Source organism: Nocardioides szechwanensis (assembly GCF_900103935.1).
Classification (GTDB): Bacteria; Actinomycetota; Actinomycetes; order Propionibacteriales; family Nocardioidaceae; genus Nocardioides; species Nocardioides szechwanensis.
This window is the reverse complement of record NZ_FNIC01000006.1, coordinates 108,627-128,738: the sequence shown is the minus strand read 5'-3', so window position 1 is coordinate 128,738 and position 20,112 is coordinate 108,627. Positions and strand designations below refer to the sequence as shown.

The 20,112-nt window shown below is 68.8% G+C and carries 20 protein-coding genes, 3 tRNA genes and 1 pseudogene; 15 read left to right on the top strand and 9 right to left on the bottom strand.

The features are described 5' to 3' along the window. Nucleotides 1-96 precede the first annotated feature (96 nt). The 12 genes from BLR90_RS14860 to BLR90_RS14805 all read left to right on the top strand — a co-directional run bounded on the left by BLR90_RS14860 (nt 97) and on the right by BLR90_RS14805 (nt 11,293). Nucleotides 97-786 carry an ABC transporter permease gene (locus tag BLR90_RS14860; protein WP_245715333.1) on the top strand — a complete coding sequence of 230 codons (690 nt, stop codon included), beginning with the start codon at nt 97-99 and terminating at the stop codon, nt 784-786. After that, a complete protein-coding gene (locus BLR90_RS14855; RefSeq protein ID WP_307725101.1) occupies nt 779-1,870 on the top strand; it encodes an ABC transporter ATP-binding protein in 1,092 nt (363 codons plus the stop codon). The genes BLR90_RS14860 and BLR90_RS14855 overlap by 8 nt, the downstream gene beginning before the upstream one ends. After that, on the top strand, nt 1,870-2,640 hold the full coding sequence (locus tag BLR90_RS14850) for an ABC transporter permease (protein WP_091026008.1): 771 nt from the start codon (nt 1,870-1,872) through the stop codon (nt 2,638-2,640). Before BLR90_RS14855 ends, BLR90_RS14850 begins: the two co-directional genes overlap by 1 nt. Before the next feature lie 76 nt (nt 2,641-2,716). After that, nucleotides 2,717-3,646 carry a glycine betaine ABC transporter substrate-binding protein gene (locus tag BLR90_RS14845; RefSeq protein ID WP_091026007.1) on the top strand — a complete coding sequence of 310 codons (930 nt, stop codon included), beginning with the start codon at nt 2,717-2,719 and terminating at the stop codon, nt 3,644-3,646. Further along, nucleotides 3,639-4,151 carry a formaldehyde-activating enzyme gene (gene fae, locus BLR90_RS14840; protein ID WP_091026006.1) on the top strand — a complete coding sequence of 171 codons (513 nt, stop codon included), beginning with the start codon at nt 3,639-3,641 and terminating at the stop codon, nt 4,149-4,151. The genes BLR90_RS14845 and fae overlap by 8 nt, the downstream gene beginning before the upstream one ends. A gap of 63 nt (nt 4,152-4,214) precedes the next feature. After that, nucleotides 4,215-5,168: an NAD(P)-dependent oxidoreductase gene (locus tag BLR90_RS14835; protein ID WP_091026005.1), complete on the top strand. Its 954-nt coding sequence runs from the start codon at nt 4,215-4,217 to the stop codon at nt 5,166-5,168. Further along, nucleotides 5,165-6,652 (top strand): NAD-dependent succinate-semialdehyde dehydrogenase, encoded by a 1,488-nt coding sequence (locus BLR90_RS14830; protein WP_091026004.1) that lies wholly within the window; start codon nt 5,165-5,167, stop codon nt 6,650-6,652. The genes BLR90_RS14835 and BLR90_RS14830 overlap by 4 nt, the downstream gene beginning before the upstream one ends. Next, on the top strand, nt 6,652-7,428 hold the full coding sequence (locus BLR90_RS14825; protein WP_091026003.1) for an SDR family oxidoreductase: 777 nt from the start codon (nt 6,652-6,654) through the stop codon (nt 7,426-7,428). Before BLR90_RS14830 ends, BLR90_RS14825 begins: the two co-directional genes overlap by 1 nt. Before the next feature lie 47 nt (nt 7,429-7,475). Then, entirely contained in the window at nt 7,476-8,975 is a 1,500-nt protein-coding gene (locus tag BLR90_RS14820; RefSeq protein ID WP_091026002.1) for an FAD-binding oxidoreductase, read from the top strand. After that, complete coding sequence (locus tag BLR90_RS14815; RefSeq protein WP_091026001.1) at nt 8,972-10,393, top strand: FGGY-family carbohydrate kinase; 1,422 nt, start codon at nt 8,972-8,974, stop codon at nt 10,391-10,393. The genes BLR90_RS14820 and BLR90_RS14815 overlap by 4 nt, the downstream gene beginning before the upstream one ends. Before the next feature lie 64 nt (nt 10,394-10,457). After that, nucleotides 10,458-10,916: a VOC family protein gene (locus BLR90_RS14810; protein WP_091026000.1), complete on the top strand. Its 459-nt coding sequence runs from the start codon at nt 10,458-10,460 to the stop codon at nt 10,914-10,916. Beyond that, nucleotides 10,916-11,293: a VOC family protein gene (locus BLR90_RS14805; protein ID WP_091025999.1), complete on the top strand. Its 378-nt coding sequence runs from the start codon at nt 10,916-10,918 to the stop codon at nt 11,291-11,293. The genes BLR90_RS14810 and BLR90_RS14805 overlap by 1 nt, the downstream gene beginning before the upstream one ends. Nucleotides 11,294-11,298: 5 nt before the next feature. Here the strand turns inward: BLR90_RS14805 and BLR90_RS21515 are convergent, their stop codons facing one another. Then, nucleotides 11,299-11,697 (bottom strand): PASTA domain-containing protein, encoded by a 399-nt coding sequence (locus BLR90_RS21515; protein WP_245715332.1) that lies wholly within the window; start codon nt 11,695-11,697, stop codon nt 11,299-11,301. 12 nt (nt 11,698-11,709) lie between these two features. After that, nucleotides 11,710-12,264 (bottom strand): annotated as a pseudogene (locus BLR90_RS21775) (DUF2510 domain-containing protein); the annotation flags it as partial. A 141-nt stretch (nt 12,265-12,405) separates the two neighbouring features. Between BLR90_RS21775 and BLR90_RS14795 the strand changes: the two are divergent. Next, on the top strand, nt 12,406-14,196 hold the full coding sequence (locus BLR90_RS14795; RefSeq protein ID WP_091025997.1) for a GmrSD restriction endonuclease domain-containing protein: 1,791 nt from the start codon (nt 12,406-12,408) through the stop codon (nt 14,194-14,196). Between the two features lie 36 nt (nt 14,197-14,232). Here the strand turns inward: BLR90_RS14795 and BLR90_RS14790 are convergent, their stop codons facing one another. Both BLR90_RS14790 and BLR90_RS14785 read right to left on the bottom strand, forming a co-directional pair. After that, on the bottom strand, nt 14,233-14,853 hold the full coding sequence (locus BLR90_RS14790) for a pyridoxamine 5'-phosphate oxidase family protein (RefSeq protein ID WP_091025996.1): 621 nt from the start codon (nt 14,851-14,853) through the stop codon (nt 14,233-14,235). Between the two features lie 29 nt (nt 14,854-14,882). Next, a complete protein-coding gene (locus BLR90_RS14785) occupies nt 14,883-16,253 on the bottom strand; it encodes an HNH endonuclease signature motif containing protein (protein ID WP_091025995.1) in 1,371 nt (456 codons plus the stop codon). Between the two features lie 5 nt (nt 16,254-16,258). Between BLR90_RS14785 and BLR90_RS14780 the strand changes: the two genes are divergently transcribed. After that, on the top strand, nt 16,259-16,780 hold the full coding sequence (locus tag BLR90_RS14780; RefSeq protein WP_091025994.1) for a DNA/RNA helicase domain-containing protein: 522 nt from the start codon (nt 16,259-16,261) through the stop codon (nt 16,778-16,780). Between the two features lie 60 nt (nt 16,781-16,840). On the opposite strand, the gene BLR90_RS14775 is transcribed toward BLR90_RS14780, so the two are convergent. The 4 genes from BLR90_RS14775 to BLR90_RS14755 all read right to left on the bottom strand — a co-directional run bounded on the left by BLR90_RS14775 (nt 16,841) and on the right by BLR90_RS14755 (nt 18,681). Continuing rightward, a protein-coding gene (locus BLR90_RS14775) for an IS3 family transposase (RefSeq protein WP_371863156.1) occupies nt 16,841-18,315 on the bottom strand; the annotation gives its coding sequence in 2 pieces (ribosomal slippage) (nt 16,841-17,964 and nt 17,964-18,315; 1,476 coding nt in all). A gap of 96 nt (nt 18,316-18,411) precedes the next feature. Continuing rightward, nucleotides 18,412-18,486, bottom strand: a tRNA-Val gene (locus tag BLR90_RS14765). A 17-nt stretch (nt 18,487-18,503) separates the two neighbouring features. After that, a tRNA-Cys gene (locus tag BLR90_RS14760) sits at nt 18,504-18,577 on the bottom strand. 31 nt (nt 18,578-18,608) lie between these two features. After that, nucleotides 18,609-18,681, bottom strand: a tRNA-Gly gene (locus BLR90_RS14755). Between the two features lie 118 nt (nt 18,682-18,799). Here BLR90_RS14755 and BLR90_RS14750 point away from each other — a divergent pair. Beyond that, entirely contained in the window at nt 18,800-19,621 is an 822-nt protein-coding gene (locus tag BLR90_RS14750) for an aminotransferase class IV (RefSeq protein ID WP_091025993.1), read from the top strand. On the opposite strand, the gene BLR90_RS14745 is transcribed toward BLR90_RS14750, so the two are convergent. Further along, complete coding sequence (locus tag BLR90_RS14745) at nt 19,607-20,044, bottom strand: SsgA family sporulation/cell division regulator (RefSeq protein ID WP_091025992.1); 438 nt, start codon at nt 20,042-20,044, stop codon at nt 19,607-19,609. The genes BLR90_RS14750 and BLR90_RS14745 overlap by 15 nt on opposite strands. Nucleotides 20,045-20,112: the final 68 nt, after the last annotated feature.

The following is a 20,112-nucleotide window of genomic DNA, read 5'->3' as shown; positions in this document are numbered from 1 at the left end:
GTTGCCATATACGCAACGATAGTTGTTCAGATTGAACTCTCAGTGACAAGGTCCGCTGACCCGGTCGCTGTGACCGGCATCACCAAGGAGCTGGACATGACGCTCGTCGCTGCGGCTGCCGACGGCCTAGAGGGGCTGGACGGGATGGCGGAGTTCCTCGACCGCCGCTCGGACGACCTCACCCAGATGCTCGTCGAGCACCTCGCCGTGGTCGCCGTCTCGGTCGCTGTCGCCACGGTGGTCGGGGTCGCCCTCGGTCTGCTGGTCTGGGACCGCCCGGTGGGCCGGTCGGTGACGATCACCACGGCGGCAGTGATCCTCACGATCCCCTCGCTGGCGCTGCTGGCGATCCTGAGCCCGCTGTTCGGGCTGGGTTGGGGCCCCAGCATCGTCGCCCTGGTCCTTTACTCGCTGCTGCCGATCGTGCGCAACACGGTCGTGGGCCTGCGCGAGGTGCCGGCGCCCGTGCTGGAGTCGGCCCGCGGGATGGGGATGACCCGCACCGGGGTGCTGCTGCGGATCCAGCTGCCGATGGCGTGGCCGATCATCCTGACCGGCATCCGCGTCGCCACCCAGCTCGCCATCGGGATCGCCGCGATCGGGGCCTACGTGGCCGGCCCGGGTCTGGGTCAGTACATCTTCCGGGGTCTGTCCTCGTTGGGATCCCGTAACGCCCTGAACTACGCGCTCAGCGGGACCGTCGGGGTGGTGGCGCTGGCCCTTGCCGCCGACGCGCTCTTCATTGTCATTGCCCGTCTCACGACACCGAGGGGTCTCCGTGCCTAAGCCGACCACCATCATCTTCCCGTCGATGGACGTGCGGGGCGCCGCGAGCGGCGGCAGCGCCACCTCCGGCGGCGGCGTCTCCATCGAGCTCGACAGCGTGACCAAGACCTACCCAGGTCAGGACGTGAGCGCTGTCGAGGACTTCTCGATGCGGATCGAGCCGGGAGAGCTGGTCATGTTCGTGGGGCCTAGCGGCTGCGGGAAGACCACCACGATGAAGATGGTCAACCGGATCATCGAGCCGACGTCGGGGTCCATCCGGATCGACGGCCAGGACGTCCTGAGCCTCTCGCCTGACCAGCTGCGCCGTCACATCGGCTACGTGATCCAGCAGATCGGGCTGTTCCCGCACATGACCATCGCCGACAACATCGCGACCGTGCCGCGGTTGCTCGGGTGGTCGAAGAAGGAGACCTCGGCACGCGTCGAGGAGCTGCTCGACACCGTGCAGCTCGACCCGGCGGTCTTCGCCGACCGCTACCCGCGACAGCTCTCCGGCGGACAGCAACAGCGCGCCGGCGTCGCCCGCGCTCTCGCGGCGGACCCGCCCGTGATGTTGATGGACGAGCCGTTCGGCGCCACCGACCCGATCACCCGGGAGAAACTGCAGGCGGAGTTCCTGCGCCTGCAGGCCGACATCGGCAAGACCATCATCTTCGTCACCCACGACTTCGACGAGGCCGTCCGGCTCGGGGACCGGATCGCGGTCCTCAGCGAGCGCAGCCAGATCGAGCAGTTCGACACGCCTGCCGCCATCCTGGCGGCGCCCGCCAACGACTACGTCGCGTCGTTCATCGGCTCGGGCGCGGCGCTGAAGCGGCTTTCGCTGATGCCGGTCACGTCTGCCGACCTCTCCTTCGGTGCTCCTGCGTCGGGTGGCAAGCGGCCGCAGCTGGACCCGACCGCCACGCTGCGCGACGCCTTGGACCTCCTCGTCGTCACCGGGGCCGAGGCACTCGAGATCGTGGATGCCGACGGCACGCGCCTCGGCTGCCTCACGCACGCCGCGATCTCGGCCGCCCTCACCCAGAGCAGCCCGACCCGCGGGGCCGGTCCTGCGGCAGGCGAAGGTGTGCACCGCTGATGAGCACCCTCACCAGCCCCGACGTCGGGCGGCGTACCACCGGCCGGCGCGGTGCCGTCGCCCGGGTGCTCGCAGCCCCGCTCGTCGTCGCGGTGCTGGGCCTGGTCACGCTCCTCTGGCTGCAGTCCATCGAGCTCGACTCGATCGAGAAGCGGACGCTCAACACCGACTACCTGGTCGACCGGGTCCGCGAGCACCTGCTCCTGTCCCTGTCGGCCGCGGCACTGGTGGCCCTGCTTGCCATCCCCGCCGGCGTACTTATCCACCGGACCAACTCGCGCGTCCTGCGTGGTGTCGTCCTGGCACTGGCCAACATCGGCCAGGCGACGCCCGCGGTCGGTGTCGTGATCCTGCTGGCGATCGTGTGGCGCACCGGATTCACCACCGCGCTGGTCGCCCTCGTGGCCTACTCATTCCTGCCGGTCCTGCGCAACACCCTGACCGGGCTCGCCGAGGTGGACCCCGCGACGCGGGAGGCCGCGCGGGGCATGGGCATGACCCGGACGCAGGTGCTGCGCCGGATCGAGCTGCCGCTCGCTTCGCCCGTCATCCTGGCCGGTCTGCGCACCTCGCTGGTCTTTGCCGTCGGCGTCGCCACCATCGCCACCTTCATCAACGCCGGTGGCCTCGGCGACATGATCGTCAACGGGCTCAAGCTGCAGCGCTACCCCGTACTCATCGTCGGTGCGGCCCTTGTGGCCGGCATCGCGATCCTCATCGACTGGGTCGCCGGCCTCGTCGAGGAGTACGCCCGCCCGCGGGGGCTTTGAGCTCCGCCTCCTGTTTCTCAGGCGCTCGGGCGCCCTACCGATCCACATCCCACCCACCACCTGAAGGAAGAACACGATGAAGAGACTGATCCCGCTGGCGCTCAGCCTGAGTGTCCTGGCACTGACCTCCGCCTGCGGCGGCTCGTCCTCCGGGGGTGGCGGCGAAGGCGACCTCGAAGGCTTGACCGGCACCATCGGCTCCAAGGACTTCTCCGAGCAGTACATCCTCGCGCACATCACCGGTGAGCTGCTCAACGCCAACGGCGCCGACGTGGACGTCAACACCCAGCTCGTCGGCTCCGCCAACGTGCGCCAGGCCCTTGAGGGCGGTGACTTCCTCGGCTACTGGGAGTACACCGGCACGTCCTGGATCAGCTACAACAACCAGACCAAGCCGATCACCGACCCGGAGGAGCAGTTCCAGGCGGTCAAAGAGGCTGACGCCGAGAACGACATCGCGTGGCTCGACCCCGCGCCGTTCAACAACACCTACGCTTTCGCCATCCGTCAGGACAAGGCCGAGGAGCTCGGGGTCTCGACCCTGAGCGACGTCGCCGCGCTGGCCGCCGACGAGCAGACGTTCTGCATCGAGAGCGAGTTCAGCACCCGCGACGACGGGTGGCCGGGCCTCAAGGGCGCCTACGGCTTCGACGTCTCCGACGACGACCTCGTGATGCTCGACACCGGCGTCATCTACACCGCGACCCAGGAGGGGACGGACTGCAACTTCGGCGAGGTCTTCGCAACCGACGGTCGGATCCAGGCGATGGACCTGCTGGTGATGGAGGACGACCAGAAGTTCTTCCCCGTCTACCAGGGCGCCTTCACCCTCGACGCTGCCGCCTTGGAGGAGTACCCCGAGATCGCCGACGTCATGGCCGAGGTCTCCCCGCTGCTGACCACCGAGGTGATGCAGGAGCTCAACGCCAAGGCCGACGTCGACGGTGAGGACCCCGAGGACATCGCCATCGACTGGCTCGTCGAGCAAGGGCTCATCGATGAGTGAGCTCGGCGTCCAGATCGGGGAGTCGTTCATCGGCTCCGGCCCCAACGCCGCCCACGTCAATACCGTCCTGGGCGAGCGCGACGGACCGGTCGGGACGGCCTGGGCGACGGCCCTCGCCACCCCCTCCGCAGGGCACGTACCCTTCATGGCGGTGCTCCAGCCAGGGCTGCCGGTCAAGCCGATGACGCTGTTCGTCACGAAGGCGGCACCGGTGGGTGACGACCACGGCGTCATGATCTGGGGCCCCGCGCAGGCCGGCGTCGCCGGTGGAGTGGCGGACGCCGTCGCCGACGACGTCATCACCGCCGCCAAGCTCGACACCACAGCACTCATCGTCGCGGTCTGGGTCAACCCGGCCGCCGACGACGCCGACGAGGTCTACCGCAACAACCGCGAGGCCACGCTGGCCGCGCTGACCAACGGGGCCCGGTCGCTCCCGTCCCGTGAGGACGTCCTCGCGGCCCGCGACCAGGTGCGCAACCCCTTCTATACCCCCAGCGCCTGACCCAGGCCCGCCGCCGACTCCCGGGCCACAAGCCCGGCAACCTGTGAGGAAAACACCGTCGCTATGCAGCTCACCACACCCCCGAGGATCGGGTTCATCGGCTTGGGGAGCATGGGCTCGGGGATGACCCGCAACCTGCTCCGGGCTGGGTTCCCCCTCGTGGTCCACGACACCCGGACCGAGGTCCTCGAGGAGTACGCCGCCTTGGGTGCCGAGGTCGGCGCCTCGCCGGCAGCGGTCGCGGCGGCCTCCGACGCCGTGATCACCATGCTGCCCACCCCGGCCATCGTGAGCGAGGTCGTGAACGGTCCCGACGGGATCCTCGCCGGGCTGCGCGACGGCGGGACCTGGATCGACATGTCCACCTCGGTGCCGGCGGTGGCCGACGACGTCCGTCGTCGTACCGCCGGCCGAGGCATCGTCGTCCTCGATGCCCCTGTCAGCGGGATGGCGGTCGGCGCGGCGTCTGGGCGCCTGCAGATCTTCGTCGGCGGTGACGCCGAGGAGGTGGAGCGCTGGCGCCCGGTCCTCGAGGCGATGGGGGACCCCGACCGGATCCTGCACGTCGGCTCCCACGGGGCCGGGTACGCCGCCAAGCTCATGATCAACCAGCTGTGGTTCTCCCACCTCGTGGCGACCGCCGAGGTGCTGGCGGTCGGTGTGAAGGCGGGCGTCCGCCTCGACGTGCTGCGCAGCGCCCTCATCGCGAGCCCTGCCAACAGCAACTTCCTCGAGCGCGACGTACTCTCCATCCTCGAGCACAGCGACTACGACGAGGGTTTCGCGATCGCCCTGGCCTGCAAGGATCTGGGCCTGGCCACCGACCTCGCCGCCGCCGTCGGCGTACCGGTCGAGCTGTCCGCGCTCGTGGGGCAGGTCTACCGGCGGGCCCGCGCCTCCTACGGCGACCAGGCCGGCGAGATGACGCCGTTCCAGCTTTACGAGGACCTCCTCGGACATCCGTTGCGCCTCACCGTGTCGACCCCCGAAACTCTGGAGGAGGTGGCGCACGCATGAGCGCCGTGACCGACGACCAGCTGCTTGCCTCGGTGCCCACCAGCCTGTACGTCGACGGCGCGTGGGTGCCGGCCGAGGGCGGACGACAGTTCGACGTGACCGATCCGGCCACGGGCGCGACTCTGCTCGCAGTGGCTGACGGTTCCGCCGCAGACGGACTCGCCTGCCTCGACGCGGCCGACCGGGCGCAGGCGTCCTGGGGCCGCACCGCCCCGCGGGCCCGGGCCGAGATCCTGCGCCGTGCCTTCGAGCTGGTGACCGCTCGAGCCGAGGACTTCGCCCGCCTGATCACGCTGGAGATGGGCAAGCCGCTCGCCGAGAGCCGCGCCGAGGTGGCGTACGGCGCGGAGTTCCTGCGCTGGTTCAGCGAGGAGGCGCCGCGGATCTCCGGGCGCTACGCCACGGCACCTGACGGAGCCAACCGGCTGTTGGTGCGCAAGCGCCCGGTCGGCCCGTGCCTGCTGATCACCCCGTGGAACTTCCCGATCGCGATGGCGACCCGCAAGATCGCGCCGGCGGTCGCCGCTGGCTGCACGATGATCCTCAAGCCGGCCGACCTCACTCCGCTGACCTCCCTGCTGTTGACCGAGGTGATGACCGAGGCCGGCCTGCCCCGTGGTGTGCTCAACGTCGTCACCACCACCGACCCCGCCGCGGTGAGTAGCCCACTGCTCGGCGACCGAAGGCTCCGCAAGCTCTCGTTCACCGGGTCCACCCCCGTCGGGCGCCGCCTCATGGCGGCCGCCTCCGAACAGCTGCTGCGCGTCTCGATGGAGCTGGGCGGCAACGCTCCGTTCCTCGTGTGTGCCGACGCAGACGTCGAGGCGGCGGTCGAGGGCGCGCTCCTGGCCAAGATGCGCAACGGCGGCGAGGCGTGCGTCGCCGCCAACCGCATCCTCGTGCACCGTTCCGTGGCGGCAGAGTTCAGCGAGCTGTTCGCAGCCCGCATGAGCGCGTTCGTCCTCGGGCCGGGATCCGAGCCGGGGACGACCCTGGGCCCGCTCATCGACGAGCGGTCGCGGCGCAAGGTCTCGGCTCTCGTGGACGGCGCCGTCGCCGCCGGCGCTTCGCTCCTCACTGGAGGGACGGTGCCCGAGGGCCCGGGCTACTTCTACCCGCCGACGGTCCTCACGGGCGTCACCCCGGCCATGGAGATCGTGCAGCAGGAGATCTTCGGCCCCGTGGCGCCGGTCATGGTGTTCGACGACGACGCCGAGGCGGTGCGCGTGGCCAACAGCTCGGAGTACGGCCTGGTCGCGTTCGTCTTCACCCGTGACATCGACCGCGCGCTGCGGCTCTCCGAGCAGCTGGAGTCGGGGATGCTTGGCATCAACACCGGAGTGGTCTCCAACCCGGCGGCTCCCTTCGGGGGGGTCAAGGCCTCCGGCCTCGGTCGCGAGGGTGGCGCTGAAGGCATCGAGGAGTATCTCGAGACGGTCTACGTCGGCATCCGAGACCCATTTGCCACCGAGGCAGTGAGCTGATGAGCCTCGCCGACTTCAGCCTCGAGCTCTTCTCCCTGGCGGGGAGACGCGCCATCGTCACCGGCGGCAACACGGGCCTGGGACGAGCCTTCTCGGTCGCCCTCGCCGCCGCCGGGGCGGACGTCTTCGTGCCGAGCATCGCCGACGACGGTGGCGAGACCGAGAAGCTGGTCACCGAGCATGGCCGCCGCTACGCGTTCATGTCCGCAGACATCACCCAACCGGGAGTGCCGGGGGAGGTTGTCGACCGGTGTGTGGCCTCACTCGGCGGGGTCGACATCCTCGTCAACTCGGCGGGCATCTGCCTCCTGGCCGAGGTCGCGGACTTCGACCGGACGCTGTGGGACCCGATGGTCGCGGTCAACCTGACGGCCGCCTTCGAGATCGCCCACGCGGCCGGCCGCGAGATGGTGCGTCAGGGCGGCGGCAAGATCATCAACGTCGCCTCCCTGTTCTCGTTCCTCGGAGGCCGGCAGTCTCCGGCGTACGCCGCCACCAAGGCCGGCATCGTCGGCTTCACCAAGGCCTACTGCGACGAGCTCGCCGAGCACAACGTCCAGGTCAACGCGATCGCACCGGGCTACTTCGCGACTGCCATCACCACCGCCACCCGGGACGACGACGAGACCAACCGTCGCATCGTCGAGCACATCCCGGCCGGCCGCTGGGGCGACCCGGCCGACCTCATGGGAGCCACGGTCTTCCTCGCCTCCCGGGCGTCCGACTACGTCAACGGCCACGTGATCGTCGTCGACGGCGGCTATCTCGTGCGTTGACCCGCCGTCCGCGACCACCCTCACCCATTCCTCCCGGAAGGACCCTCATGGTCACCTCTCGCTCCACCCTGAGCCGCCCGGCCATCGTCGAGGCGGTGACCGACCTGCTCGGTGCCGCGCAGGTGAACACTGACGAGGCGCACCTGCGCGAGAGCAGCGTCGACCGCTTTCGCAAGTACTCCGCCGTCCACGGCGTGTACGACGGACCGTTCCCCGCCGCCGTGGCCTACCCCACCTCGACCGATGAGGTCGCCCGTCTGCTCGACCTGGCACAGCGTGAGCGCATCGCCGTAGTCGCGCGCACCGGTGGCACGAGCACCGAGGGCGGGTTGGAGACGGTCGTCGAGGACACCCTTGTGGTCGACGGGTCGCGGATGGACCAGATCCTCCATGTCGACGCCGACAACATGATGGTCACTGCCCAGTGCGGGGTGCCCCTTCAGCTGCTGGAGGACACGCTGCGGGCCCAGGGCCTCACCACCGGGCACTCGCCCCAGTCCAAGCCGATCGCCCAGCTCGGCGGCCTGGTCGCGACCCGCTCGATCGGCCAGTTCTCCACGCTCTACGGGGCGATCGAGGACATGGTGGTCGGCCTCGAGGCGGTCTTCCCCGGCGGGGTCGTCACCCGGATCAAGAATGTGCCGCGCCGTGCGGCGGGACCTGACATCCGGCACGTCGTGATCGGAAACGAGGGGGCGCTGGCGTTCGTCACCGAGGTGACCCTCAAGGTGTTCCGCTGGTACCCCGACACAGCCCGCTACTTCGGTTTCCACGTCCCTGTCTTCGCGGACGGCGTCGGCATGCTGCGAGAGATCGTGACCGCGGGCTACCGGCCGTCGGTGGCTCGCCTGTACTCGCCCGAGGACGCCCGGCAGCACTTCCCGGACCACCCGATGGACCAGAACCTCGTCATACTGAGTGCTGAGGGACCCGCGCCGCTGGTGGCCGCGACTGCCCAGGCCATCGAGGCGATGGCGGCATCTGTGGGGCACGAGCGCGTGCCCGAGGAGGACATCCGCGCCTGGTTCGAGGGCCTCAACTGGGGTGCGGACAAGATCGAGGCCGAGAAGCGCTCCATGCTCGAGACCTCGCACCTCGGCTACACCACCGAGGTGTCGGTGGACTGGTCGCGGACCGCCGAGCTCTACGACGCCGTCATGCATCGCATCCGTACGACGTTCGCCCGGGCCGCGGACCTGACGCTTCTCGGCGCGCACTCCTCGCACTCCTACCAGACCGGCACCAACCTCTACTTCGTCTACGACTACCGCATCGCGTGCGAGCCGCGGGAGGAGATCGACGTCTACCACCAGCCCCTGAACGCGATCATCGTGGAGGAGGCGCTGCGGCTGGGGGGCTCGATGGTGCACCACCACGGGGTCGGCAAGTACCGCACGCCGTGGGTCCAGGAGGAGCACGGCAGCGCCTACTTCCTCCTGGCCGGCCTCAAGCGCGCCTTCGACCCCGACAACGTCATGAACCCGGGCTCGGTCTACCCGATCGACGCCGAAGGGCGAGCCGTGCTGGCGCAGACCGGCGTGCCGTGAGCGACTACTTCCTCGCCGTCGACGGCGGCTCGCAGAGCACGAAGGTCTCGGTCATCGACGAGGTCGGGGTCGTCCACGCGACCGCCCAGGTCGCGTTGAAGCCCTACGAGCTCGGTCCGCACGGCCGAGCGGTGCACCCCGGTGACGACCTGTGGGACACGTTGGTCCTGGCGGCACGCCGGGCCGTGGCCGACTTCGCCGGCAACGTCGACGACATCGTCGCGGTGGGGCTGTGCGGCATCAGGTTCTGCCGGGCCCTGATGGACGCCGACGGGCGCCTGACCGAGCCGGTGCTGAGCTGGATGGACGCCCGCGTCTCGCAGCCGCTGCGCGCCATCGCCCCCGAGGTCGCTCTCGTCGCGAGCGCCGGCGGACACCTGTCCGTCCGGCTGACCGGCGAGCGGCGCGACAGCGCGGCGAGCTACCAAGGCATGTGGCCCATCGATCCGGTGACCCGGGCGTGGTCGACGGACCCTGCCCAGACGGACCGGACGGGCATGCCGGTCGACCTCCTCCCCGAGCTGGTCGACCCCGGCGGGCTGCTGGGCCGGGTGACTCCCGAGGCCTCGCAGCAGACCGGGATCCCCTGCGGGCTGCCGGTCTACGCGACCGCCAACGACAAGGCCGTCGAGGCCCTCGGCTCGGGGCTGCTCGCCAGCGGATCGGTCCTGCTCTCGCTGGGCACGTATATCGCGTCGATGACCGTGGGGGAGTCCCTGGCGGCGGACGACGACCGCTACTGGGTCAACGCCGCCGCCGTACCGGGTCGCTACCTCTACGAGAGCGGCGGCATCCGCCGTGGCATGTGGACGGTGTCGTGGCTGCGGCAGCTCGTGAGCGCCGCCGTACCGGACCTGGTCGACCCGCAGGCCGTCCAGCGCTGGCTGGAGGAAGCAGCCCGGGACGTGCCGCCGGGGTGCGGGGGACTGCTGACGGTCCCGGACTGGCTCGCCCCCGGACATGCACCGCACCGTCGCGGCGCGATCCTGGGACTCGACGGCTCGCATGGCGCACCCCACCTCTACCGCTCCATCCTCGAGGGGATCGTGATCACCATGCGTGGTCACACGGAGGCCATGGAGACCGCGCTCGGCCTTCCGGCGCAAGGGCTGGTGGTGTCCGGCGGCGGCGCCCGGTCCGACCTGCTGACCCAGATCGCGGCAGACGTCTACGACCGACCGGTGGAGCGCGCCGCGGTCGCCGACGCTGCCGGGCTCGGGGCAGCGGTCTGCGCCGCCGTGGGACACGGCACGTACCCCGACTTCGAGACGGCAGTCAGGGCGATGACCCGTCCGGGGCAGGTCTTCGAACCCGACGGCGCCTCGCGACGACGCTACGACGAGGTTGTCGCCGTCTACCAGGACCTGACGGAGTTCACCGACCCCCTCTTCCACCGCATGGCGCCGTTGAGTAGCTGACGACGGGCGCCTCGAGTCCGGAGTCCGGCGGGAAGATCCGGAGGCGCGACAGAGTTGACGGGCTATGACCACCGAACCCTCCCGTGTCCGACAGCTGCGAGTGATCGTCGAAGCCGACGACTACGACGCGGCCGTGACCTTCTACCGCGACGTGCTCGGCATGGGCGAGCTCGCTGCGTTCGCAGAAGGCGGCGATGACCGTGTTGCGATCCTCGACGCCGGCCGGGCGACACTCGAGATCGCGAGCCCGGCGCACAAGGAGACGATCGACCGGGTCGAGGGCGTGACGGAGCAGAGCCCCCGCATTCGGCTCGCCTTCGAGGTGGGCGACTCCGCAGGCGTGACCGAGGACCTCACCGATGCCGGCGCCCGGCTGGTCGCGCCGCCGATCCTGACGCCCTGGAAGTCCCTCAACTCCCGTCTCGACGCCCCCGCCGGCCTGCAGATCACGGTGTTCCAGGAGACCGTGGCGGCCGACCAGCGGGCCGAGCTCGACGGCTTCGACACGGACGACCGACGCTGATGCGCCGCTCCCACATCGGCGTGGTCCTGATCGACCACCCCGCATCGTCGTTCGACGACGCTGTCACCTTCTGGGCCGGCGTCCAGGGCGTCACCCCGAAGCCAGAGCAGGACGATGACCAATACGTCGCCATCGGCAGCGCCGGTGGCCTCGGCCTCGACGTCCAGCGTCTCGACTCCGGCACCCCGCGCGTCCACCTCGACATCGAGACCGACGACGTCGCCGCGGAGGTGGCCCGAGTCGTCGACCTCGGCGCCCGCTTCCTCGAGCAGCGGGACGGCTACACGATCCTCACCGATCCCGGCGGCCTGGTCTTCTGCGTCGTTCCCGTCCAGAACGCCGATCTGTTCGACGCGCACGCGACCACCAGGGACTGACCCGCTCAGCTTTCGCAGGCGACCCCGTCGCCGTCACGGTCGAGGTCGTAGGGATCCGATCCGGTGACGTAGACGGGTCCGTAGGCAAACTCCGGTCCGTCACCCGACCCTCCGGCGCAGTCGTAGTCATAGGCGGGCGTGAGACACGGGCTGTAGCCCGACGTGCAGTTTGACGGAGGGGGCGGCGGCGTCACCGTGCGGATCACGGACGACACCACGATCGTGATGGTCGAGTGCGGCTTGGCGCGGTCTCTGCCCGCTGGCGTCTGACTGAGGACGACCCCATCCTTTCCCGACGTCCGCGTCTCGGTGATCACCGAGACCTGGAACCCAGCCTCCCGAAGTCCGCTCACTGCCGCGGACTCTGAGCGGCCGACGACGTCGGGGACCCGCGGGTAGGGCATGGCAACGGTCAGGATGACTCCCGCCCCGGCGGGGATCGAGGCGCCGGCCTTTCGGTTCTGACCAAGGATGGTTCCGCGAGGCTGTGCTGAAGGGACCTGGCGAACCTCCAGGACCACTAGCCGGGCGGCAGTCAGCTGAGCCTCCGCCTCGCTGCGGGACAGTCCAGTCACTTCGGGCACGACCGACCTCGGCGGCTCGGTCGCCACTGCGACGGGCTCGGGCGTCGAGGACGGCGCAGGGGTGGGCGTTGGCGCCGACTCGGTCGACGCTGCGGCGGGCGGCGGGTCATCATCCTGGGACGTGCTGGAAGTGGTGTCGGTCAGGAGCCCGACCGCCAAGAGCACCACGACGGCAAGCGCTACTGCCATTGCCCCCGGGATCGCTCCCCCTCCGCGCTGCCACCAGGCCCGCGGGGCGGGTTTGGAGCCGACGTACCACCCATACGGCTTGGGCGAGGTGTGTGCGGTCCACGCGCGGCCATCCCAGTAGCGGATGAGCCGGCCATCGGCTGGGTCCGGGTACCAGTTGGCTGGCTGGACGGGCCATGGTGCCGGCGGACATGCCATGACGTCGTCTCCCTCGGTTGGCCCCTCAGGAGTATCAGTGAGGACGACATCTACGTCAGTCGAACTCGAGAACCGAAGGGATCCGTGACGGCTGCGGTGGGGACGGCGATCTCTAGGCGGCGCGTCTGGTAAGCACAGGGGATGGCGAAGTACTCGGTACACCAAAAGCCCGTCGACACGCTTCTGGCGGAGGTCAAGAGTGGCCAAGTCGCGATCCCGGAGCTCCAGCGACCGTTCGTATGGACCTCGACCAAGGTTCGCGACCTGATGGACTCGCTCTACAAGGGTTACCCAGTCGGCTACTTGATCACCTGGCAGTCACTCGGCGCAGCCCTCAAGGGCGGTTCGGCGGCTGCTCATCAGCACATCCTGATCGATGGACAGCAGCGGATCACGGCGCTCCGGGCCGCTGTCGCCGGACTCCCGGTTGTCGACAACCGCTATCGCAAGCAGCGCATCACCATCGCGTTCAACCCGGTCTCCGAGTCGTTCGAAACGGTCACACCGGTCATCAGGAGTAGCTCGGAGTGGCTGCCCGATATCGCCGAGATCTTCAACACCCCAGCGACCTTCTCGCTTCTGTCGGGGTACTTCGAGCGCAATCCCGAGGCCGACAGGGGTGCGGTCGAGGCCGCGTTCACGCGACTCCTGGGCATCAAGAACGCTCAGATCGGCATCATCTCGCTGGCCGAAGACCTGGACGTTGAGACGGTCGCCGAGATCTTCATCCGCATCAACTCCAAGGGCGTGCCGCTTTCGAGCGCCGACTTCGCGATGAGCAAGATCGCCACCTACGGTGAACGAGGCCGCAACATCAGGAAGCTCATCGACTACTTCTGTCACCTGTCTGTCGCCCCGCACGTGTACGACGACATCATCGAGAACGATGCGGAGTTCGCTGCAACCGAGCACATGCGCAAGATCGCGTGGCTCCGCGACGATTCGGACGACATCTACGATCCCCAGTACGGCGACATGATTCGAGTAGCCAGTCTTCTCGGCTTCAACCGCGGCAAAGCTTCGTCACTCGTGAGCGAGCTGTCAGGCCGGGATCCTGAGACGCGCAAGGTTGACGAGTCCCGCATTCCGATCGCCTACGACCGGCTCGAAGGTGCTCTCCACCAGGCGGTGAGCAAGTTCGCCTTCGAGAACTTCCTCATGATCGTCAAGTCGGCCGGCTTCATCGATCCGTCCATGATCGGCTCGATGAACGCGCTGAACTTCGCGTACGCGCTGTACCTGCGCCTCCGACAGGACAGCAGCATCGCGGAGGGGGAACGGACTCGGATCGTGCGCCGATGGTTCGTCATGTCGCTTCTTACCGGTCGCCACTCGGGCAGCTTCGAATCCACGTGGGAGCAGGACATCCGGCGGATCACGGCGCAAGGAGCGGCGGAGTACTTGCGCCAGATCGAGGAGTCGGAGCTGGAGAGCGGATTCTGGAGGACGACGCTGGCCGCCAACTTGGAAACCACGAGCACCCGCAGTCCGTACTTCCAGACGTTCATCGCCGCCCAGGTAGCCCGAGGGGCCCGTGGCTTCTTGTCGAAGTCGATCACCGTCAAGGCGATGCAGGAGCACCACGGCGACATTCACCACGTGGTGCCCAAGGACTACCTCGCCAAGAACGGTTTTCCTGACCGCTCCGACTACAACCAGGTAGCGAACTTCGCCATCACGGAGACGCCAATCAACATCCGGATCAGCAACCGCGCTCCTGCCGACTATCTCGACGAGGTCCACCGACAAATCGAGACCGGAGCCCTGAGCCTGGGGGAGATCACAAGCCCTCTGGAGCTGGAGGCCAACCTTGCCGAGAACGCCCTGCCGTCCGACCTGCGCGACGTCACGGCCGAGTCCTATCAGGCGTTCCTCAAGGGGCGGCGGTCCCTCATAGCCGCCTACATCCAGGCGTACTACGACGGCCTCTAGGGGGCCGTGTTATGCCGGGCGATGATGGGGCTTAAGTCAGCGCCCGAGTACGTCGCGTTCGCCGGGGTCGCGGGCCGGGTCGTTCGCGGGCAGCGCATCGACCGCCCAGTCGGAACGCTTCCAGTCCGGGACCGGCGTCACGCGGTCGCTGCTCGGCACGAACCGCGACCGCTGCACGAGCTCGTAGCGGTGGATGTAGCGCGGACAGTTGGGGTAGACCGAGCGCGTGCGGACCCGCACGACGAACTGCGCCTCCGGGTAGTCGGCTCGTAACGGGTCGTTGAGGTCGATGGTCGCCGTACCCTCCAGCCGCATCCGGTGGCCCTGCTCGAAGTCGATGAACAGCATCCCGACGTGGGGGTTCGACAAGACGTTGCCGGTCGAGAGGTACATCCCGTTTCCGTCATAGTTGGGAAAGACCACGGTCTGCGGATCCAGCACCCGCACGAAGCCCGCCTCACCGCCCTTGTACGAGCAGGTCGGTCGCCCCTCAGAGTCGGCCGTCGCCAGGAAGAACATGTCGCGATCCTCGATGAACGCGCGGTCACCCTCGCTGATGCTGTCGCCGACGAGAAGCCCGTCGATCCGGTCGGCCAGGGCCCGCGTGTCGAACTGGTCCTGCAGCAAGCGGCTGCCGTCGTGGAAACCGGAACCCATGGGTCCTCCTGAAAGCCGACGAGAAGGTCTCAGCCACAGTGTGATCGCAGCGCCGAGTCCAGTCGAGGCCGCTGACCCAGGTCGGTTGCGCCGGTCGGGGTCGTGAGGAACCGTTGGTCGTGGGGGTCGCGCCACAGGAACACTCCCGGCGCGAGGGACTCGTAGCGCCAGTGGGTATGGGTCTTCAGGCGATGGTGATGTCGACACAGGGGCGCGAGGTTGCCCTCGGTGGTCAGGCCGATGGGCCAGGGGATGAGGTGGTCGAGGTCGCAGCCCCGCGAGGGTCGGGCGCAATGCGGGAACACGCACGTCGGGTTGCGCAGCTGCACGCGCTCGCGCAGGGACTCCGATGGCGTGTAGCCCTCCGAGCCCGGGTGGCTCTCGTTGAGATCGATCACCGGCCGGACCGTCACGTGGCGGTCGGTGCGTCCGCACCAGAGCCGCACGGTCTGCTCGAGCAAGGTGCGGCCGGACTCGTCGCGGGCCGTCGGGTCGAGGCCGCGGACGGCCTCCTCGCCGAGGTGGACGTAGGCCACCACCTCCTTGGTCGGCGCCGGCGGCTCGTCGTCGTTGATCAGCGCCAGGGCGCGGGCGGGGTCGGCGAGGATCCCGATGGCCACGGCACGCCGTACGTCGAGGGACTCGGGGCAGCCGTCGCGCTTGAGCGCGGCCGCCACCAGTGAGAGGGCCTTGTCGAAGTCCTTGAGGTCGGCCCACTCTGCGCGCAACGTCATCTCGCCGATGCCGGTGTGGTTGAGGGAGCGCTCGTCAAGGGTGGCGTGGCGCTTGTCGAGCTCTTCGAGCTGCTCGATCTCACGTTGCTCGGGGTAGAGCCGGGTCATGGCGTCGTCGAGCACCCGGTCGAGCGTGACCGCTCCGACCTGGTGGGCCACCGAGGCGAGTTCGGTGTCGACGTAGGCAGCAACGTCGGCGGGCTTGCCGAGCACGGCCTGGGCGATCCGGCGAGCCCGCCAGACCTGGACCTGGCCCCGCACAAGCCGGGCGTAGATCCGGGGGAGTCGGTGCCGCAGGACCAGGGCGTCACGCAAGAAAGCCTTGCCCGCGGCCGTCGTCATCGCGTTGGCGGCCGCGAACGCTGCCGGTGCCTCCCATGCGACCTCGGGGATGCCGAACCACTCCAGCTGCTCCGGATCTTCGAAGTGCTCGACCCGCGGGCTGCCGTCGTCGTCCCCGTCGGCCTTCGGCGCGTGCCAGTTGTCATCCCAGGGATTCGCTGGGTGGGCATGTGCCCAGGCGACCGCGAGCTCGAGCAGGTCGGCCTCCGCCCGGTCCGCTGCCGCGCGGGCATCACGGACGCGCGCGATCAGCTCGGAAGGGGTGACCGCAGGCTCGTCAGGACCAGCCGAGTGCTGGTCGTCGTGCCCGAGAGTGGCGGTCATCACTCATGATAAACGAACATACGTTCGCATGTCAAGCACTTTGTGTCAAGTCTCTATCGGGCCTCAAGGCTTTGGCAAGCAGGCGTTCGACCGCATCCACCACGCCATCGTCCAACGCCGCGCCGACATCCACACGGACGTGCCGCCGTCACTTTCGCCGCACGCGACCACCTGGACTGAACGGCTCTGCTCTCGCAGGCCACGCCGTCGCTGTCGAGGTCGTATGGGTCAGAGCCGGTGACGTAGATCGGGCCCGATGCGTATACGCGGGCGTCATCATCGGGCCCGACCTCCGCTACGACCCAGGCAGCGGCAAGCTCCGTTTCGACCGGGCGAACTACTTCGACCCGACGGCGGCGAACAACATGCCGCGTCGAGGGATCACCTTCACCGAGGACGACATTCTTCGTCTGGTCCAGAACATCTACGTCGTGCTGCTCACTCGCGGGATGCTCGGCACCTACGTCTACGTCTGTGACACGCCGTTGCGCGAGCGCCTCCGAAGGTACTTCCACAAATCGGCCTGAAGTGAAGAACAGGAGCGACCGCGACGGCGGAAGATGTCAAGGCTGGTGAGACAGTCAAGTTCAGGCGGTCTGTATGAGGGCCTCCCTCGAGGGGTCGTTGACCCACGCCGCGGTCGGTAGTTTCGGCGCCTCGGGCCGGCTGCGGGTGAACCTCTCGGGGTTCGCGGCGTAGGCCGCATCGAGGGTCACCTGGCGTTGGGCGCGGACCTGGATCGCGGTGCCGTGGTGGACCGATGCCGGGGTGTGCAGCCCGATCCCGGAATGACGGTGTTCGTGGATGTAGTAGGTGAAGAAGGTCTCGCAGAACGACCTGGCGTCCTGCAGCGACCCGAAGTTGGTCGGGAAGACCGGGGCGTACTTCAGCGTCTTGAACGCGGCCTCGGAGTAGGGGTTGTCGTTCGACACGTGGGGTCGTGAGTGGGACCGATAGACGCCGAGGTCCAGCAGCAGCTGCGCGACGGGTTTGGAGGTCATCGAGGTCCCTCGATCGGCGTGGATCGCATCAGGGATGCCGTGCACCCCCATGGCTTCTTCGAGCATCGTCTTGGCGATCTCGGAGTCCTCACGGGCCGCGACGGTCCAGGCCACGATGTAGCGGGAGTAGATGTCGATCACGACGTAGAGGTCGTAGTAGACCCCCCGCACCGGCGACCTCAGTTTCGTGATGTCCCACGACCAAACCTGCCCTGGTTTCGTGGCGAGGAGTTCGGGCTTCTTCCGGGGTGGGTGCGTCGCCTGGCGGCGTCGTTCGCCGGCGAGGTGGTTGGCGCGCAGAACCCTGTGCATGGTGGACATCGAGCACAGGTAGATCCCCTCGTCGAGCAGGACCGCCCAGGCCTGTGCGACGGCCTTGTCCGCGAACCGCGGCTCGGTCAACACCTCCAGCACCCGCTGGCGTTCAGCGTCGGTGAGCGCGTTCGGCGGCGTCGGCCGCGGTCCACGCACGGGTGCGGGTTCGGGCCCGAACGGCAACCCCGCACGCCGCAGAGCTTCGGCCTCGGCGCGGTAGTGACTGGCCCGCGAGCGACCCAGCAACGCACACGCTGTCGCGATGCTCATCAACGCGGCGAGCTCGGCGACCAGCGGCACGATCACCGCTTCGACCGCCTCTCGTCCACCTTGGCCACCGGGCCGGCCAGGTCCGCACTCTCGGAGAGCGTCTCCAAGAGCGCGTGTGCTTTTCCCATCAGGTCCAGCGCCGCCTTGTGCTTGGCGAGCTCAGCCTCAGCCTTCTCCGCGCGCGCCCGCAGCTGGGCGACCTCCCGGTCGCGTTCACGCTCACGCCGGTCCCGGGCCGCCGGGGCGAGCCCGGCGGCGGCACCCGCCTGGGCGGCCCTGCGCCACTCGATGATGTGCGAGGAGTACAGGCCTTCGCGACGCAGGATGCTCCCGCGCACACCACGATCAGCTGCCTCGTACTCGGCGAGAATCTGCGCCTTGTACTCCGCGGAGAAGCTACGCCGTTTCGGTCGATTAGCCCTGGGTCCCATGACCCCATCATCGCTACTGCTGCCAGCCACATCGGCCGTCGTCATCGTGCTCGTCTCGCTTCTCACCCCGTGCAAGGGAACGAACTCAGCGGAGGTGTCTCACTCAACTCTGACGCACAGGGCGGCCGCTCCTGCTGAATCTGGTGGGCGATACTGGGTTTGAACCAGTGACCTCTTCCGTGTCAGGGAAGCGCGCTACCACTGCGCCAATCGCCCTCTGTGGAGTTGTTGTGTGGAGGTGGGTACGGGATTTGAACCCGTGTACACGGATTTGCAGTCCGTTGCCTCGCCTCTCGGCCAACCCACCGTGACGGCCAGGCCTTCCAACGACCTCTCCGAGCGGACAACGAGACTCGAACTCGCGACCTCAACCTTGGCAAGGTTGCGCTCTACCAACTGAGCTATGTCCGCACACTCATCTGGTCTCGCCGGGGCTCGACCTGATGTGCGTGAGAACCGTACCCGATGGGTTCGGGCGGTCCAAAACCGGCTCGCCGGGAGCCCTGGGGTGCGCCCTAGAGTGGCGGCCATGCGCGCCTGGATCGATGGGGATCTCTTGTCCGACCCGACGGGGGCGGCCATCTCGGTGGTCGACCACGGGTTCACCGTGGGGGACGGGGTGTTCGAGGCGATCAAGGTCGTCGGGGGGCTGCCGTTCGCCCTGGACCGCCACCTGGCACGGCTCGAGCGGTCCGCCGCCGGGCTGGGGCTGCCCGACGTCGACCTGGACGCCGTACGGCGTGGGGTGCGGGCCGTGGTCGAGGGACAGGACCTGCCGCTCGGGCGGGTACGGATCACCTACACGGCCGGGCCGTCGCCGCTGGGGTCCGGGCGGGGCGACCACCCGCCGACGCTGGTGGTGGTCGCAGCGCCGATGGACCCGATGCCGGAGACGACGTCGGTGGCGACGGTGCCGTGGCCGCGCAACGAGCGCGGGGCGACGGCCGGCCTCAAGACCACGTCGTACGCCGAGAACGTGATCGCGCTGGCCGAGGCGAAGAAGCGCGGGGCGAGCGAGGCGGTGTTCGCCAACCTGGCCGGCCACCTGTGCGAGGGCACCGGCTCCAACGCCTTCTACGTCGTCGACGGCGAGCTGCGGACTCCCACGCTGGCGAGTGGCTGCCTGGCCGGGGTGACGCGGGCGCTGATCCTGGAGTGGTACGGCGGCCGGGAGGTCGACGAGCCGATCGAGGTCGTGGCGGGGGCGAGCGAGGTGTTCCTGGCCTCGACGACACGCGACGTGCAGGGCGTGCACGCGTGGGACGCGCTGGAGCTGCCGGCGCCGGGGCCGGTCAGCAAGGACGCCCTGGAGACGTGGCGGAGCCGGGAGCCGGAGCTACTCGGCTTCTGAACCGCCCAGCAAGGCACCCACGAGGGCATCGAGGTCGAGCCGCTCGGACTCGTCACCAGCAGGTACGGCGACCCAGGTGCGCGCGAGGAACGTGTGCAGCTCCGCGGTGCGGGCCTGGGTAGTCAGGCGTCCCGTGGGGGAGTGAAAGTCGAAGATGACGCAGGCGTGACCGTCCTCGTCGATCACCGGCCGCAGCCGGATGTCGCCGTCGCCGGCCGGCTCGGTCAGGCCGCGGAGCAGCAGGGAGCGGGCCACCGCCCAGCTCACGTCGCCGCCGGGGATGTGGAAGGTCAGCCACACGGCGTACGGGTCGCCGGGGTCGTAGCCGAACGAGGCGATGAAGGCGATGTCGATCCCGCGGTCGTCCAGGCACTTCAGGGTGATGTCCTGGCTCACCGCGGGGGAGAGGGGCTGGTGCGTCATGACGGTCCTTGTCCGAGATCCTGCTGTTGACGACGAGACGGGGGTCTCGACAAGGTCTGACGCGGTTG